Source organism: Jeotgalibaca dankookensis, from assembly GCF_002005405.1.
GTDB lineage: Bacteria > Bacillota > Bacilli > Lactobacillales > Aerococcaceae > Jeotgalibaca > Jeotgalibaca dankookensis.
In genome coordinates, this window is sequence record NZ_CP019728.1 from 148544 (window position 1) to 163487 (window position 14944).

The 14944-nt window shown below is 36.7% G+C and carries 17 protein-coding genes; 15 read left to right on the forward strand and 2 right to left on the reverse strand.

Going from position 1 to position 14944, the window contains the following annotated elements:
- Window positions 1–78: 78 nt before the first annotated feature.
- The 4 genes from BW727_RS10585 to BW727_RS10685 all read left to right on the forward strand — a co-directional run bounded on the left by BW727_RS10585 (window position 79) and on the right by BW727_RS10685 (window position 2688).
- A complete protein-coding gene (locus BW727_RS10585; protein WP_156179547.1) occupies window positions 79–237 on the forward strand; it encodes a hypothetical protein in 159 nt (52 codons plus the stop codon).
- A 363-nt stretch (window positions 238–600) separates the two neighbouring features.
- Window positions 601–2013, forward strand: a complete 1413-nt coding sequence (gene rlmD, locus BW727_RS00700; protein WP_062467912.1) for a 23S rRNA (uracil(1939)-C(5))-methyltransferase RlmD — start codon at window positions 601–603, stop codon at window positions 2011–2013.
- Window positions 2014–2118: 105 nt separating this feature from the next.
- Entirely contained in the window at window positions 2119–2334 is a 216-nt protein-coding gene (locus BW727_RS10680) for a TMEM175 family protein (RefSeq protein WP_227807198.1), read from the forward strand.
- A 72-nt stretch (window positions 2335–2406) separates the two neighbouring features.
- Window positions 2407–2688, forward strand: coding sequence for a hypothetical protein (locus BW727_RS10685; RefSeq protein ID WP_227807200.1), 282 nt, complete (start codon window positions 2407–2409; stop codon window positions 2686–2688).
- Window positions 2689–2744: 56 nt separating this feature from the next.
- Here BW727_RS10685 and BW727_RS00710 read toward each other — a convergent pair whose 3' ends face one another.
- A complete protein-coding gene (locus BW727_RS00710) occupies window positions 2745–3620 on the reverse strand; it encodes a DMT family transporter (protein WP_062467913.1) in 876 nt (291 codons plus the stop codon).
- A 127-nt stretch (window positions 3621–3747) separates the two neighbouring features.
- Between BW727_RS00710 and BW727_RS00715 the strand changes: the two genes are divergently transcribed.
- From BW727_RS00715 to BW727_RS00745, 7 genes are all read left to right on the forward strand, one after another.
- Entirely contained in the window at window positions 3748–4068 is a 321-nt protein-coding gene (locus BW727_RS00715) for a hypothetical protein (protein WP_062467914.1), read from the forward strand.
- A gap of 60 nt (window positions 4069–4128) precedes the next feature.
- Window positions 4129–5724, forward strand: coding sequence for a sensor domain-containing diguanylate cyclase (locus BW727_RS00720; protein WP_062467915.1), 1596 nt, complete (start codon window positions 4129–4131; stop codon window positions 5722–5724).
- Window positions 5725–5852: 128 nt separating this feature from the next.
- Window positions 5853–6065, forward strand: coding sequence for a YwbE family protein (locus BW727_RS00725; RefSeq protein ID WP_062467916.1), 213 nt, complete (start codon window positions 5853–5855; stop codon window positions 6063–6065).
- The gene (locus tag BW727_RS00730) at window positions 6062–6889 is read left to right on the forward strand and encodes an exodeoxyribonuclease III (RefSeq protein ID WP_062467917.1); all 828 of its coding nucleotides are present in this window, start codon (window positions 6062–6064) and stop codon (window positions 6887–6889) included. The genes BW727_RS00725 and BW727_RS00730 overlap by 4 nt, the downstream gene beginning before the upstream one ends.
- A 54-nt stretch (window positions 6890–6943) precedes the next feature.
- Complete coding sequence (locus tag BW727_RS00735) at window positions 6944–7441, forward strand: cyclase family protein (protein WP_227807202.1); 498 nt, start codon at window positions 6944–6946, stop codon at window positions 7439–7441.
- Between the two features lie 27 nt (window positions 7442–7468).
- The gene (locus BW727_RS00740; protein ID WP_062467919.1) at window positions 7469–7951 is read left to right on the forward strand and encodes a GNAT family N-acetyltransferase; all 483 of its coding nucleotides are present in this window, start codon (window positions 7469–7471) and stop codon (window positions 7949–7951) included.
- A 51-nt stretch (window positions 7952–8002) separates the two neighbouring features.
- Window positions 8003–8593, forward strand: a complete 591-nt coding sequence (locus tag BW727_RS00745) for a uracil-DNA glycosylase family protein (RefSeq protein ID WP_062467920.1) — start codon at window positions 8003–8005, stop codon at window positions 8591–8593.
- 183 nt (window positions 8594–8776) lie between these two features.
- Here BW727_RS00745 and BW727_RS00750 read toward each other — a convergent pair whose 3' ends face one another.
- Entirely contained in the window at window positions 8777–9652 is an 876-nt protein-coding gene (locus BW727_RS00750; RefSeq protein ID WP_062467921.1) for a LysR family transcriptional regulator, read from the reverse strand.
- Window positions 9653–9943: 291 nt separating this feature from the next.
- On the opposite strand from BW727_RS00750, the gene BW727_RS00755 reads away from it, so the two are divergent.
- The 4 genes from BW727_RS00755 to BW727_RS00770 all read left to right on the forward strand — a co-directional run bounded on the left by BW727_RS00755 (window position 9944) and on the right by BW727_RS00770 (window position 14942).
- Window positions 9944–11257 (forward strand): YeeE/YedE family protein, encoded by a 1314-nt coding sequence (locus tag BW727_RS00755; RefSeq protein WP_217994403.1) that lies wholly within the window; start codon window positions 9944–9946, stop codon window positions 11255–11257.
- Window positions 11258–11289: 32 nt separating this feature from the next.
- Window positions 11290–12990: an FAD-dependent oxidoreductase gene (locus tag BW727_RS00760; RefSeq protein WP_062467922.1), complete on the forward strand. Its 1701-nt coding sequence runs from the start codon at window positions 11290–11292 to the stop codon at window positions 12988–12990.
- 127 nt (window positions 12991–13117) lie between these two features.
- The gene (locus tag BW727_RS00765; protein ID WP_062467923.1) at window positions 13118–13903 is read left to right on the forward strand and encodes an ABC transporter permease; all 786 of its coding nucleotides are present in this window, start codon (window positions 13118–13120) and stop codon (window positions 13901–13903) included.
- Between the two features lies 1 nt (window position 13904).
- Entirely contained in the window at window positions 13905–14942 is a 1038-nt protein-coding gene (locus tag BW727_RS00770; protein WP_062467924.1) for a taurine ABC transporter substrate-binding protein, read from the forward strand.
- The last annotated feature ends 2 nt before the right edge of the window (window positions 14943–14944 follow it).

A 14944-nucleotide genomic window follows, 5' to 3' on the forward strand; every position in this document is an offset into this window, starting at 1 on the left:
CTTTTATCAAGATATATATTGTTTTGATGATTAGATTAATATATAATTATAATAACTATTAATAAAGGAGTTGTACAAATGTCTGAAAAAGAAGTATGTTGGAATTGTAGCGGAAAAGGGAAAGAAGAATGCCCAGCTTGTCTAGAACCGTATGGGGAAATAGAATGGGATTGTGATTATTGTGGTGGTAGTGGGTATTTTATATGTGGTTCATGTGGCGGTTCAGGGGAAAATTAACTAACTCTTTAATAAAAATATTCCATTTTTTCTTTCTAAAAGCGATATATTATGTTATCGCTTTTTTGATTCTATATTAAATAATGCATAAGATTCTTATTCTAAACGTTCTATATACCCTTCTGAAATGTTCAAAGACACTAAAATTACAACTAAATTTACAGTAAAACACCACAGTCTACATTAAATTTTACATCAATATATTAATAACCACACATGTGGAGAGCGTTGTCGCACTAGAAAAAATATAAGCAATTAAGAAGTTTTTCTACTAGAATAACAATCTAGTAGAGAAGCTTTTTTTTAGTATAATGAGTAGTATAGGAAACGAGAACATGAATACGGAAAATTTGAGGTGATGAGATGACAGACAATAGATATCCAACTGAAACGTTAGACGTAACCATTCTCAATATTGATGAGAAAGGGTATGGCTATGCAAAACACGTTCATCCACCAGACAGAGGATCAAATGGAAGGACGCTTCATATATATGTAACCAACGTGGTGCCCGGTGATGTGGTAAGAGTAACCATTCCAGATGCTAAAGGAAGACGGAAAGCGATTGTTACTTACGATGAGCTATTAAAACCAGGACCAACACGTAATCTAGAAATTCCGACTGATGTGGCTATTTCTGGCGGGACCCCTTTGCAATATATGAACTATGAGGCGCAATTAGAATATAAAATGGCGCTGGTAAAAAACTTTTTAGCTGAACAAGGATTTGATTCGTCACTTGTCCAACCAATTATTGGCATGGATGAGCCAACTCGTTACCGAAACAAAATGGAGTTAACCTTTGGGGGAAATGGCGAATTAGGGATGCATCAACAAGGCAACTTTCGTAAAGTAATTGATTTAGAAGATTCTATTCTGGCTCCCCACATCATGGTTACTGTAAAAAAAATCGTCAGCACATGGCAAAAAGACTATCACTTACCAGGTTATGACAAAACAAACAAAACTGGTTTATTACGAAACTTGTTATTGCGTTATTCCTTTGCGACAAAGGAATTAATGGTTGTCTTGTATGCAACCGAAGGGCCAGCTGCCTACCAAACAGCTGCAGAAGATCTGACGCAAAGATTGACCAGTCAATTTGATAATCTTATTAGCTTACAATGGATGAAACATGCTTCTAGTGGTGAGCGGATTCAAGCGGATGAAACCTTTATTTTGCATGGCCGTGATTACCTGAATGACGAATTAAACGGGTTCAAATACCGTATTTGGCCGGATACCTTTTTTCAGGCGAATCCTATCCAAGCCGAAAAACTAGTCAACTTAGCCCTAGAAATGGCAGATGTAAATAAGGACATGCATGTTTTGGACTTGTTTTGTGGTGTCGGGACCTTCAGTTTGCCACTAGCGCAAAAAAGTAAGGCCTTAGCGGGTATTGAAATAGTTGAAAACTCAATTATTTCGGCAAAACGGAATGCAAAAGATAATGGCTTAAATAATACCTATTTCATGACAGCCGATGCACGCCAAGGATTAATTGATTTAAAAGAGGCATGGGGACATCCTGATTTACTAGTTTTAGATCCACCTAGAAGTGGTGCCGGTGGAAAAGTCATGCGCAGTATCGGACGCTTTGGAACAGATAAGGTTGTTTATGTTTCTTGTAGTCCGAAAAGCTTGACAGATGACCTCGTCTGGCTAAGAAACTTTGGATATGAGCTTGTAACCGTTCAGCCGGTTGACCAGTTTCCGCATACGACGCACGTCGAAAGCGTGGCACTACTAAAACGCGTAAATAGTAAAATGCAATAAAAAATTATATAACAAGATTTTCAATAGCTCAGATTTATTCTAAGCAAGTGAAAATCTTATTTTTTATTCATTAAAAAGGTGAATAATATAAGGAGAGTTTAGACGATGAGAACAAATCGTATAGAGGCGTTTAGTGATGGCGTTCTCGCTATTATTATCACGATTATGGTATTGGAACTGAAGCCACCAGAAACAGTCGATCGAGAAGCAATCAGAATATTGATTCCCACCTTAGTAAGTTACCTATTGAGTTTTATCTATGTAGGTATTTACTGGAACAATCACCACCACTTACTCTATAAATTAAAGCGTTTGGATTGAAAAGTTCTTTGGAGTAACCTACATTGGTTATTCTGGATGTCACCCATTCCATTTTCCACAGCTTGGGTGGGGATGAGCCCTTTAGAAACTGTGCCCGCTATCGTTTATGGAGTCATCCTATTTTTTTGTGCCGTTTCCTATTTATTTTTACAAAAAAAAGTAGTGGAATGTGAGGGTAGCAATTCTGACTTAGCAAAAGAGATTGGTTTTGACTGGAAAGGAAAAACGTCGCTCGTTATGTATGCTACTGGAATTGCTTTTGCCTTTTGGTTGCCAATTATTTCTTATGTGATGTACTTTGTTGTGGCAATTGGCTGGTTTATACCTGATTCTCGTATTGAGAAAAAAATTTAGGAATCGTTATTGGAAGTAGGATATGGCTATAGAAATACCGCTTTAAGTCCGTTGACTTAAAGCGGTATTTTTCTTTGTGATTTTTGATGGTCCATAGAAATAAAAATAACCGTTGAGAGAATAATGGTTCCACCAATAGCGGTATTAACCGTCAATGCCTCACCTAATACAAAATAAGCAAGGATGATGGCGTACAAGGGTTCTAACATGGTGATGATACTCGCCATGTAAGCCGAAACGTGTTTAAGTCCATTAATAAAAAGGGTGTGGGCGATACCTGTAAACACCGTTCCTAAAAGAAGCAGCATAAATAAATCGTAAGATGTTACAGAAGGTTTTATTATAAAAACACTTGGTAATAAAACAACGGTTGCGACTGCCTGTTCATAGAAAGCAATCACTTTCCCATTGTAATGTTTAACCAACTTCTCATTGAGAATGGTAAAAATAGCATAGACTAAACCTGAAAATACCCCAATCATACTTCCTGCCATCGTATCACTGAAAACATCTTTTAAAGGGACAATAAATAAAATTCCTAAAATCGTAATGAACCCAAAGAAAACTTCTTTTTTTGATAATGCCTCTCGATTAATTAAAGGCCGAAATAGACTTACAAATACTGGGAAAGTAGAAAAAGTTAAAAGACCAATCGCAACATTTGATAACTGAATAGCAGCAAAAAATGTTGTCCAATGAACAGCTAAAAGGATTCCCATTAAAACCATTTTCTGGTAGTCTTTTTTATGGTGCAGTTTTAAAGATTCTTTACTGATCACGAGCCATATCAATATAAAAACAGCAGCAACAAAAACACGACCAAAAACAATAACAAAAGGATTTAAATTAACTAGCTTGGCAAATAATCCCGTTAAACCGAAAAGAAAAACAGCCAAATGAACGTTTAAATAACTTTTTTTAGGTGTAGACATTATACTCTCCCTCATTATCGTTTTTTAAAAGTAGATAAACTACATAATAGCACGAATTTGGTAATTAAATGAAAAAATGTAAGAAATAATCTTGTCTTATGATAGAATAAACAAAGGAGTGATAAATATGGCTTTAGGAGTTTTATGGATATTATTTATAGCATTGGCTGTAATTGCAATTATATTACAGTTTTTATTATATAAACAGGACGGTACCAGACAAAATACTATTTTTATAGGTAACGCGATATTAGGATTTATATTATCCTATATGACTTATACATCATTACCGATGAATGTCACTGGCCAAAGAAACGTGGCGATTGGTTTAGCGGTGGTAATTGTAGTAGCTCTTTTATTAAAATTTGTGATAAACAGATATGAGAACGCCAGCAAATTACTGCTTTCCCTAGCGATTGTCGGTAGTTTTATACAACTATTTCTATAAAAAGAGTGAAAATAGGAAAGAGCTCTCTTTGAGATCCTATTTTGAAGGGAATGTAACAGCATGTTGGCGACGCTATCAAAAAACAAAAAAATGTTTATAAACTATGTCATGATTATATTTTTATTACTAAGTTTTGTGGTATTGTTTTCTTCAGTTTTTTTACAGTATAAATCAAACGAAGTTGAGAAAAGTAGTGTCATTAGTAACGAGCAAAATTTACTTAAAATAGAAAATAATGTTGTTTCCAATCGGATTAATAAGATATCCAGTGACTTGCTCTATTTGCTAGATAGTTTTCAACTGGAAGATCAAGGGGATGGCAATTATTCTAAACAGGAACAGCAGTTTTTAGCCTTTTCTAGTCGGAAAAAAATTTATAATCAAATTCGTTTCATTGACGTAGAAGGAAATGAAGTCATCCGAGTGAATTATAAAGATAACCGTGCAACGCTTGTTGAACAAAACGAGCTACAAAATAAACAGGGCCGTGACTATTTTCAAGAAACAATTCGTTTGGAGCAAGACCAGATTTATATTTCTAGACTAGAATTAAATATTGAAAATAAAAAAATAATAGAGGAAGATAACCCGGTTATTCGTATCTCAGCACCTCACTATTTAGACGGAGAGCTACAAGGAATGATTATTTTAAATTATTCTGCAAACGATATTTTTAATCAAATTCGGCAAGTAGCTTCAATTAGCCATGGCCAAATATTTATGTTAGATTCCCAAGCATATTGGCTATACAACAGTCATAATCGCGATAAAGAGTGGGGATTTATGTATGAAAATCGGACTAACCATAAATTTTCTAAAGAGTTTCCTACTGAATGGGAGAAAATGCATACCGATGAGAGTGGATATCAAGTCAGTAAAGCAGGGCTCTTTATTTACACGAGTGTGGCACCTAGCCGTTTGTTCAGACAAACCAATACCACACATACCTATGTTTCAAGTTTAGAGGACTGGTTACTGGTTTCTTATGTTCCTGCCCAATCCCAGAAAGGAATGTTATTTAGCCAGGATATTTGGTTGTTATCACTCAACTCATTGAAAAAGAATTACTATTTCTACATTATAATTTTACTGATAGCTATTGCTATTGCAGCTTTAATAGTCACAAATAAAAGTAAAATCGAAGAGATTAAATATTTTTCCGAATATGACGTGATGACAGGTGTCTATAACAGGCGAGCTGGCTTTCATAAACTCGCCCAACTTTATAAAAAATCTGCCGATAAACCCGTTCACCATAGCCTATGCTTCATTGACATTAATGGGTTAAAAGAAGTCAATGATGCATTGGGACATGAAACGGGCGATGAATTAATTCGCAGTGTTGTTGAAGGAATCAAAAAAAATATCCGCACAAATGACTTTATTTCTCGTCTGGGCGGCGATGAATTCTTGATTTTATTCGAAAATTTAAATGCTTATGAAGCCGAAAAGGTATGGCAACGTATTGTTAAGTATTACGAATCTATCAATAAAAATGAAGGACGTCCCTACCTCATCGGTGTCAGCCATGGGATTGAATCATTTAAGTTCGATGCCAATCAATATATCGATGCTATCATCAATAGCGCCGACGAAAAAATGTACCACGAAAAACGAGTAGTCAAAAAAGAAATGCAAGTCTTAAGAGAGAATTAATGAAGAGAAGAGCCCGAACTTGTTTATAACCAGTTCAGGCTCTTCTTTTTACTGTATTAAGGAAATAACAGTAGGGTTTTGTTATTATATAATAAGAGAAATTAAATCAGCAAAAAGGAGTGATCGATATGGACGGTAAAAAAAGAGCAAATATACAAGTTGGTAAAAAAGTAAAAGTAGTTCAAAAAGCCGATCAACGTACTGGGAAGCTAACCGAAGGGGTAGTGGCACGTTTATTAACAAAATCTGCCACACATCTACATGGGATTAAAGTTATGCTTGAAAATGGCGTTGTTGGTAGAGTACAAGAAGTTATAACAACAGAGGTGGGAAAAGAGTGAAGTTTATTTCATGGAATATTGATTCATTAAATGCCGCATTAACCAGTGATTCTAACCGTGCTTTTTTGACGCAAGAAACACTTGAAAACATTATTGCACATGATCCGGATGTTATTGCGATTCAAGAAACAAAATTACCGAGTAAAGGACCAACTAAAAAACATATTGAAATTTTGTCAGAAAAATTCCCTGATTATGAATTTGTTTGGAATAGTTCCGTAGAACCAGCGCGTAAAGGCTATGCTGGGACTATATTTTTATATAAAAATCATTTAAATCCTACGGTCACTTATCCAATTATAGGTGCACCATCTACAATGGATTTGGAAGGCCGACTTATTACGTTAGAGTTTGATGATTTTTATTTAACACAAACCTATACACCAAATGCAGGTAGTGGGTTAAGTCGTTTAGAAGAGCGCCAAAAATGGGATGAAAAATATGCAGACTATTTGGTTTCTTTAGATCAGGAAAAACCGGTTATTGCGACGGGTGACTTTAACGTGGCTCATAAAGAGATTGACCTTGCTAACCCGGAAAGTAACCGAATGTCCGCCGGCTTTACCGACGAAGAGCGCCAAGGTTTCACCAATCTTTTAGCAAAAGGGTTTACCGATACCTTCCGCCATCTTCACGGAGATGTGACCGGTGTTTATACGTGGTGGGCACAGCGCGCTAAAACAAGTAAAATCAATAATTCCGGCTGGAGAATTGATTACTGGTTAGTCAGTGATCATTTAGCCGATAAAGTAATAAAGTCAGAAATGATTGATTCAGGTACTAGACAGGACCATACACCGTTGTTATTTGAAATTGATTTATAAGAGCTTTAAGACTTAAGTGGGGAGGAAAGTAACATAGAAGTAGTCGATTTAACCATGCCTATAGAGTCTGGTATGCCTGTTTTTCCAGGCGATCCGCCAGTAAAAATTGATCGTATCCATACTTATCGAGAAAATGGTTGGGAACTGAGATCTTTACAGTTCGGTTCTCATACCGGCACACATGTGGATGCTTTTTCACATATGCATCAAGGAGCCGAAAATCTGGATCAGATTCCTTTGGAACAATTCTTTGGCCCCGCCTATTTGGTTGAAAAGGGAGCAGCTTTGCCTCGAAATAGCGGTTTGATTTTTCAAGAGGCAGTCGATGAAACCCAACTTAAAGCCATATTAGACGTACAGCCAAAGTTTGTGGGCGGAAATATCAGTGAATCTTTAGAACGTGCTTTACTCAAGCACCGTATTCTTACTTACACAAATCTCGTTCACTTGGAAAAATTACCTAAAGGGAAACCTTTTATGTTTTACGGCTTTCCTTTAAAAATTAAAGCTGGCGATGGCTCACCTGTCAGAGCCATTGCAATTATTGAATAAATTAAACATTTCATAAGGAGAATAAACATGTACATACGTTTTGCCAAACCAGAAGACATCACTGCTATTACCCAAATTGAATGGGATTCATTTGGACGAGGTGTCGCTACTAAAAGAGAAACATATGAAGAAAAGTTTGTGAGACAAGCCGAGCACTTTTTAATAGCTGAAGAAAGTAATCAAATTATCGGCTTTATCGAAGGGTTAGCTTCTAATCAAAGAACCATTGAAGATGAGATGTTTCGTAATGCTGAAACCCACAATCCAGATGGTGAGTGGGAAATGATTATTAGTCTTGCAGTTTCCGAAGATGCTCAAGGGAAAGGCGTTGGCAAACAACTTTTAAAAAAGCTTATTGAACAAGCCCGTCAACGCAAACAAAAAGGTGTGGTTTTAACTTGTAAAGAAAGCCTTATTCCTTATTATCAAGCGTTTGGTTTTGTTGATGAAGGTGTTTCAGATTCCGTTCTAGGTGGCGTCAAATGGTACGATATGCGTCTTGAATTCTAATAGTTGAGGCCATCCTTCTTTTTATAGTAAAGTAGAAGAAGAGGTGATAAGATGGATTCCTTTTATGAAGAAATAAAAGAAAAAATAATGCGCGACCCTGAGAATGCTTTTTATACTGAAAAAGGTATCGAGCCGCTTTTTTCAGCACCGAAAGCAGCTAAAATTGCGGTAGTCGGTCAAGCACCAGGGATTCGTGCGCAAACATCTATGAAATACTGGAATGATCCAAGTGGCGTTCGTTTAAGAAAGTGGATGGGTGTTACTGATCAAGAATTCTATGAAACTGACTATTTCACTGTTTTACCGATGGATTTTTACTACCCTGGAAAAGCTAAAACAGGCGACTTACCACCGCGGAAAGATTTTGCGGCTAAATGGCATCCTTTGATCCTAGCTGGTCTCCCTAACGTAGAGTTAATTATTTTAGTCGGTAGCTATGCCCAAAATTATTATCTTAAAGGAGTAAAAGGACGTAATTTAACAGAGACGGTCGAGAATTATCAGGCCTTTCTGCCCGATTACTTTCCGATTGTACATCCCTCCCCATTAAATGGACGCTGGCTCAAGGTCAATCCTTGGTTTCAAGAAGAAGTAGTTCCAGTTTTACAAAATAAAGTAGATACAATCATCAGAAGTAACTAGAAATCAGTAGCTAATGATGAAATATGACCAAAAATCATCATTAGAATAAAATTAATAGTAGCTAGTGATGAAATATAGGGAAATATAATCACCAGAAACCCAATTTGAATGAATTGTGATGATTCTTCGTTTAAAAAAAGAGATTGCAAAGTTCCTAAGCATGAAGGAGCTTTGCAATCTCTTTTATTTAACGTTAGGAATAGATAGGAGTTTAAGAATATGACTTTTGTCTGGAAAATCATTACGAATGACAAGATAAAACTCTTGTGTCATGGTCATTTCTTTCAAAGGGATTGTTTGAAGGTTCCCGCTTTTAAGCTCTTCTTCTATAGATATCTTATAAAGGAAACCAGTTCCTTCATTATTAAGGAGATAGCTTTTTAGAAGATTAATGTTCCCAATACGTGACTTCTCTTTTAAACATTTAATGATTTCTGGATAAGGCTGGAAATATTGAGTCAAACAGTCCGTTACTCCAGCTCCTTCTTCTCTTAATAAAATATTATCAACACATAGAGCATGAACCGGTATTTCTACTCCGGCCATGGGGTGATTTGGTGAACAAGCCAGAACAAGCTCGTCCTCATAAAAAGGATGAATCTCGAAGTCCGGACGAAAAACAGGTCCAGAAATAAGAGCAAAATCAATCCGTTTCTGGTCTAAGAGTTTGAGCAATTCCGTCGTATTCTCAACAAGAATATCATAATTTCCATTTTGATCATTGGGGGGGAAGTATTCGTATTTAGGTAAAAAGAACTCACCAATTGTTCGGCTAACACCAATAACATAAGATTTTTTTGCATCTGTTTTTACTAAATCCTTTTTTAGCTCTTCAATATCATGAGAAACGAGAGAAAGTCTTTTTTTTAATAGAACACCTTTATCAGTTAAAGAAAGGCTACGTCCTTTATAAGTAAAAAGCTTTACTTGCAGATTTTCTTCTAGATATTGGATGTGTTTTGTAACCGTTGACTGTGACATTAAAAGAATTTCTGCTGTTCGTGTGTAATTCAATTGTTCAGCTAATACTAAAAATGTGTTGTAACGGTAGTCCAACATAACAAACCCTCCTTTAAAAAAATAAATAATCCGTATATTAAGTCTTTCTATTGTAACACTTAATAGGCTTTTTAACATAAAAACTCTTTCGAAAAGAATTAAAAAATGTTGAATAGATTGTGAAGTTATTATCTTATGGAATACATCTATTCTAAAACGGTATTTCAAAATAGAAAATAAATGGACTATAATTAACAGGCGAAAGGGGTTAAGGCGTTTACGGTTATTTAAATAGGCTTATAGTAATAAGTGAAATAGTGAGCTTAAAAAGAACATTAAAGGAGATTAGTTATGGACGAGTCAGTTTCAGAGTTAACATTTAAAGATAAAACAGCAATGCAGCCTCTTATCGGTTTCGCAATTATTATTGCATTAGTTGCATTTGGTTTTTATCTCTCTACTTTGAAAGACATTTTACCGCTTCATTTATTTGCAGGGATTTTACTTGGTTATATTTTAACACGGGCACGGTTTGGGTTTGCCGGTGGGATTAAGCGGATTTACATGCGTGGTGAAGGAAGTTTATCAAAAGCTCTGTTGTTATTACTACTTGTGACATCTATTGTCATTATGGGAATTCAATGGGCAGCTGCTTCTAATGGTGCTATCCCAGCTTATCTGGCTACTAATGGCCAAGCTGTTATCCCAGGTACAACAAACGTTTACTTTACAAATATCGCAACAGTGTTCGGTGGCTTTATATTCGGTGTTGGAATGATGCTTGCTGGTGGATGTGGTTCAGGAACCTTAGCCGACTTTGGTGAAGGATCAGGAAGAGCAATGATTGCTTTTGTTTTCTTTGTTATCGGTGCAGCACCGGGGCACTATGCACGCCAAGTGATTGATAAAACAGCTGTTGGGAAAATTGGTTTTCAAATTCACTTACCACAAATAATGGGTTATTTCGGTGCTTTGCTCTTAACGGCGGTTCTGTTAGGATTCCTATATTGGGGTGTCCTTGCTTATGAAAACATGCGGAAGCAACAAGGTACTTATCTGGATCCAAAAGGGGACTATGAAGATTTTGAGTTACCTTTGAAAGATGTGAAAGAACCAGGATTCTTTAACTCTAAAGTTTATCATAAACTATTTATTGAAAGATGGAGTTTTACTTTTGGAGCGTTAGCACTTGCAATAATGGCAATATTTGTGCTTGTTACCACAGGTAAAAACTGGGGTGTTTCCACCGCTCTAGTGACTTGGCATGTGGCTTTTCTAGATATGTTAGGCATTCAATTACCTGCTGAGTACTTTCAATCACATATTGATAAAGTTCAAGCTGGCTTGTTAAATGACGGTGGAACAATCCGTAATATCGGATTAATCGTTGGTAGCGCACTGAGTTTCTTACTAGCAAAACGTTTCGCATTTGATTTCAAGATGTCAAAAAAAGATATGTTTTACTTTGCACTAGGTGGACTGTTGCTTGGTTTCGGTTCACGTGTCGGGCTTGGATGTAACATTGGTGCGATGTATGCAGCTATCTCAAGTTTTTCTGCTTCTGGCTGGGTATTTTTACTATCCATGTCATTAGGTGGGATAGTAGGTATGAAACTATTTGTAGGACAAGTTTCAATTTTACCTGTTCCTATTCATAAAAAATAATAAAACGAAACGATTATAGGAGGAAAATAATAATGAGTAAAAAAGTAGTTATTGTTGGCGGTGTTGCTGGAGGTGCTTCAGTAGCAGCACGTGTGAGAAGATTAGATGAAAAAGCAGAAATCGTTATGTTCGAAAAAGGACCTTATGTTTCTTTTTCAAACTGCTGTCTACCATTCCATATCAGCGGAGATGTTGAAAATTCGCAAGACCTCGTATTAATGAATCCAGACCAGTTCGATAAACAATATAACATTGATGCACGTGTTTATAATGAAGTGGTTGCTATAAACCGAGAAGCAAAATCAGTTACTGTTAAAAACATTCAAACTGGTGAAACATATGAAGAAGCATATGATATTTTATTCTTATCACCAGGTGCAAGAGCGCTACGTCCACTAAGTATTCCTGGTATTATGTCTCCCCATGTTTTCGTAATGAAAACTGTTCCCGATGTTGAAAATTTGATGACATATATTGAAAAAGAAGGCGTAAAAGATACAGTTGTGGTTGGTGGTGGCTACATTGGTCTTGAAGTTGCTGAGAACTTAAAATATGTTGGTTACAACGTGACCTTAGTTGAAGCACAAGACCAAGTAATGGCAACTCTTGATTACGATATGGTCCAAATGGTCAATAGAGAAATGCTAGAAAAAGGACTGAATTTAGTTCTGAATGACAGTGTGAAAGAAATTAAAGAAGACCGTGTCATACTTGCTTCAGGCAAAGAAATACCAGCACAAGCAGTTGTTATGGCAATCGGTGTTTCACCAGAGAACGAATTAGCTAAACAAGCTGGTTTAGAAGTTGCAGAGCAAACAGGGGCGATTAAGGTGAACCATCATTATTTAACAAACGATCCTTATATTTACGCAGTTGGAGATGCTATTGAAACAACTTGTTTCTTTACTGGTAAGAAAACGCAATTAACCCTTGCAGGCCCAGCGCAACGTCAAGCACGTGCTGCAGCAGACCATGCTTATGGTAGAACATACCGGAATACAGGCGTTATCGGTTCATCAAGTGTTAAAATATTTGATTTAAATGCTGCGAATACAGGATTTAATGAAAGACAATGCCAAGCTCATGGAATCGATTATGACTTTGCCTATATCATTCCTAAAGATAAAGTAGGTCTAATGCCAGACTCTGAAAACCTATTTTTCAAACTAATTTTTGCAGTTCCGTCTGGACAAATTTTAGGAGCACAAGCAGTTGGTAAAGGAAATGTTGATAAGCGTATTGACGTGGTTGCAACAGCCATCATGATGAATGCAAACCTAGAAGACTTAAAAGAACTTGAATTGACGTATTCCCCACACTTCTCAACAGCAAAAGACGTTGTCAACCATGCAGCACTTGTTGCTTTGAATATTTTGAATGGCGATTTTAAAAAAGTTCCCGTTACAAAAGTACGTGAGTTAGTTGAAAATAATGAAATGATTATTGATGCACGTGAAGAAAACGAATATGCAACAAGTCACATTAAGGGTGCAGTTAATATTCCATTGAGCCAATTCCGTGACCGTTTATCAGAAATTCCTAAAGATCGTCCGGTTTACATTCACTGCCGTTCAAGCCAAAGAAGTTACAATATGGTTCGTGCTCTAGGCCAACTTGGGTATGATCATGTATACAATATGGATGGTTCATTCCTAGGTGTATCCGAATACGAATACTTTAACGATGTCAGATTAGATCGTGATCCAATAGTAACAGACTATAACTTTAACTAAGAGATGGACTGTTCGTGGTAATTAAATAGTTTTAAACAACCCGAATTTACTTACTTCCCCTCGTATGAATTTTATAGAGAGAAAGTACAAGTAACGTTCGGGTATGCTTTGTTATTGGAGGAAAAAAATGAAATTGAAACAGAAAGAGAAGCGAGCCAATCGGATGCTTTCGATTGGTACTTGGATTGCGATATTGGCAGGGTGGTATTTGTATACAGCCACAATAGGCAGTAATTCTTTTATGCTCCCTTCGCCAGCTGAAGTAATGGCCGCTTTTGGAACGATTATTAAAGACGGTTATAATGGTATTAGTCTATCTCGACATCTCATCGATAGTTTTAGAAGACTTTTTATAGCAGTCACTCTAGCAGCTGTTACAGCAGTGCCACTCGGTCTTTTAAGTGGCTATTTACCAAAAATAAGGGCAGTGGTTGATTCAATTGTTCAATTTTATCGTCCCATTCCTCCATTGGCTTATTATGCATTATTAATTATTTGGTTGGGGATTGAAGATGAATCTAAAATCAGTCTATTATTTTTAGCAGCATTTGCACCTATTTACATCGCTTGTGTATCAGCAGTTAGTGGTATAAATGAAGACTATATTCTAAGCGCTGCATCACTCGGGGCATCACAGAAAGATGTCTTTTTCAAGATTATTTTACCGGCAAGTTTGCCCGATATTTTGACGAGTTTACGAACTGCTTTAGGATTCGCTTATACAACGCTCGTTGCAGCTGAAATGACAGCAGCAACCTCGGGGATAGGGTGGATGGTAATTGATGCTTCTCGCTATTTAAAATCAGATGTCATGTTTGTAGGCATCATAATTATGGGACTAACCGGCGTCTTAATGGATAGCGGGTTGCAATATATAGAAACGAAAGTTGTTTATTGGAAAGGAAAAGATTAACATGCAAATAAAAAAGAAAAAGCTAATAGTAACTTTTCTGATGAGTTTTCTTATTGTACTAACAGCCTGTTCATCAGGAGAAACAAATGCTACGCTACCAGAAAAAGTGAATATTGGTTACCTTCGTGTACCTAATGACGAAATGATTGCGAAAAGCCAAGCGTATTTTGAAAAGTATTATGAAGATAAAGGAATTGAAACGAATTTTATTGTTTTTGATTCTGGTGTAGAAGCCAACCAAGCCTTTGCTTCAGGGAGTGTTGATTTTGCTTCGATGGGTCATACCAATGGTGTCGTAGCATTGTCGCGCGGTATCCCGGTAGAGTTGATTTGGTTACACGAAATTCTAGGCGAAACTGAAGGCTTAGCTGTCCGGGAGGGTGCCGGAATTTCTAGCCTACAAGATTTAAAAGGTAAAAAGATTGCAACAACCTTCGCATCCACTTCCCACTATAGTCTTCTTCAAATACTTAAAGAAGAAAGAATAGAAGATCAAGTAGAGCTATTAGATATGCAGACCGTAGACATTGTTGCTGCGTGGGAAAGAGGAGATATTGATGCTGCTTATACTTGGCAGCCATCTTTAGGAGCCTTGTTAGATAAAGGGAATATTTTGATTTCTTCAAAAGAAATTTCCGAAATGGGCCACCAGACAGCCAATATTGTCCTAGCTAGAAAAGCATTTACAGAAGAATATCCAGAATTAACGGTTGATTTTATTGCTGGACTGGTTGAAGGAGGCGACTTCTACCGCGGAAATCCAGAAGAGGCTACGGTCATAAGTGCGGATGCTTTAGGAATTACCCCAGAAGAAGCCACTATCCAAATGGAGGGCTCGCTTTGGTTAACTCCTAAAGAAGAAATTTCATCTGACTATATAGGGACAAGCGAGCAGGTAGGTGGATTCTCTAAAGTGATGAAAGAAAGTTCAGATTTTCTTCAAGGGCAAGGATTAATTCCCAAATCACCTAGCCAAGAGGAGTTCGATACCTTTATCAACCCAGAATTTGTGGAAATGTATTTAGAAAGAGAGGATTGAGT

Excerpts from the sequence above, each read along its gene's own strand:
- BW727_RS10585 (WP_156179547.1), top strand. The coding sequence starts at position 79 with ATGTCTGAAAAAGAAGTATGTTGGAATTGTAGCGGAAAAGGGAAAGAA.
- rlmD (WP_062467912.1), top strand. The coding sequence starts at position 601 with ATGACAGACAATAGATATCCAACTGAAACGTTAGACGTAACCATTCTC.
- BW727_RS10680 (WP_227807198.1), top strand. The coding sequence starts at position 2,119 with ATGAGAACAAATCGTATAGAGGCGTTTAGTGATGGCGTTCTCGCTATT.
- BW727_RS10685 (WP_227807200.1), top strand. The coding sequence starts at position 2,407 with ATGAGCCCTTTAGAAACTGTGCCCGCTATCGTTTATGGAGTCATCCTA.
- BW727_RS00710 (WP_062467913.1), bottom strand. The coding sequence starts at position 3,620 with ATGTCTACACCTAAAAAAAGTTATTTAAACGTTCATTTGGCTGTTTTT.
- BW727_RS00715 (WP_062467914.1), top strand. The coding sequence starts at position 3,748 with ATGGCTTTAGGAGTTTTATGGATATTATTTATAGCATTGGCTGTAATT.
- BW727_RS00720 (WP_062467915.1), top strand. The coding sequence starts at position 4,129 with ATGTTGGCGACGCTATCAAAAAACAAAAAAATGTTTATAAACTATGTC.
- BW727_RS00725 (WP_062467916.1), top strand. The coding sequence starts at position 5,853 with ATGGACGGTAAAAAAAGAGCAAATATACAAGTTGGTAAAAAAGTAAAA.
- BW727_RS00735 (WP_227807202.1), top strand. The coding sequence starts at position 6,944 with ATGCCTATAGAGTCTGGTATGCCTGTTTTTCCAGGCGATCCGCCAGTA.
- BW727_RS00740 (WP_062467919.1), top strand. The coding sequence starts at position 7,469 with ATGTACATACGTTTTGCCAAACCAGAAGACATCACTGCTATTACCCAA.
- BW727_RS00745 (WP_062467920.1), top strand. The coding sequence starts at position 8,003 with ATGGATTCCTTTTATGAAGAAATAAAAGAAAAAATAATGCGCGACCCT.
- BW727_RS00750 (WP_062467921.1), bottom strand. The coding sequence starts at position 9,652 with ATGTTGGACTACCGTTACAACACATTTTTAGTATTAGCTGAACAATTG.
- BW727_RS00755 (WP_217994403.1), top strand. The coding sequence starts at position 9,944 with ATGGACGAGTCAGTTTCAGAGTTAACATTTAAAGATAAAACAGCAATG.
- BW727_RS00760 (WP_062467922.1), top strand. The coding sequence starts at position 11,290 with ATGAGTAAAAAAGTAGTTATTGTTGGCGGTGTTGCTGGAGGTGCTTCA.
- BW727_RS00765 (WP_062467923.1), top strand. The coding sequence starts at position 13,118 with ATGAAATTGAAACAGAAAGAGAAGCGAGCCAATCGGATGCTTTCGATT.
- BW727_RS00770 (WP_062467924.1), top strand. The coding sequence starts at position 13,905 with ATGCAAATAAAAAAGAAAAAGCTAATAGTAACTTTTCTGATGAGTTTT.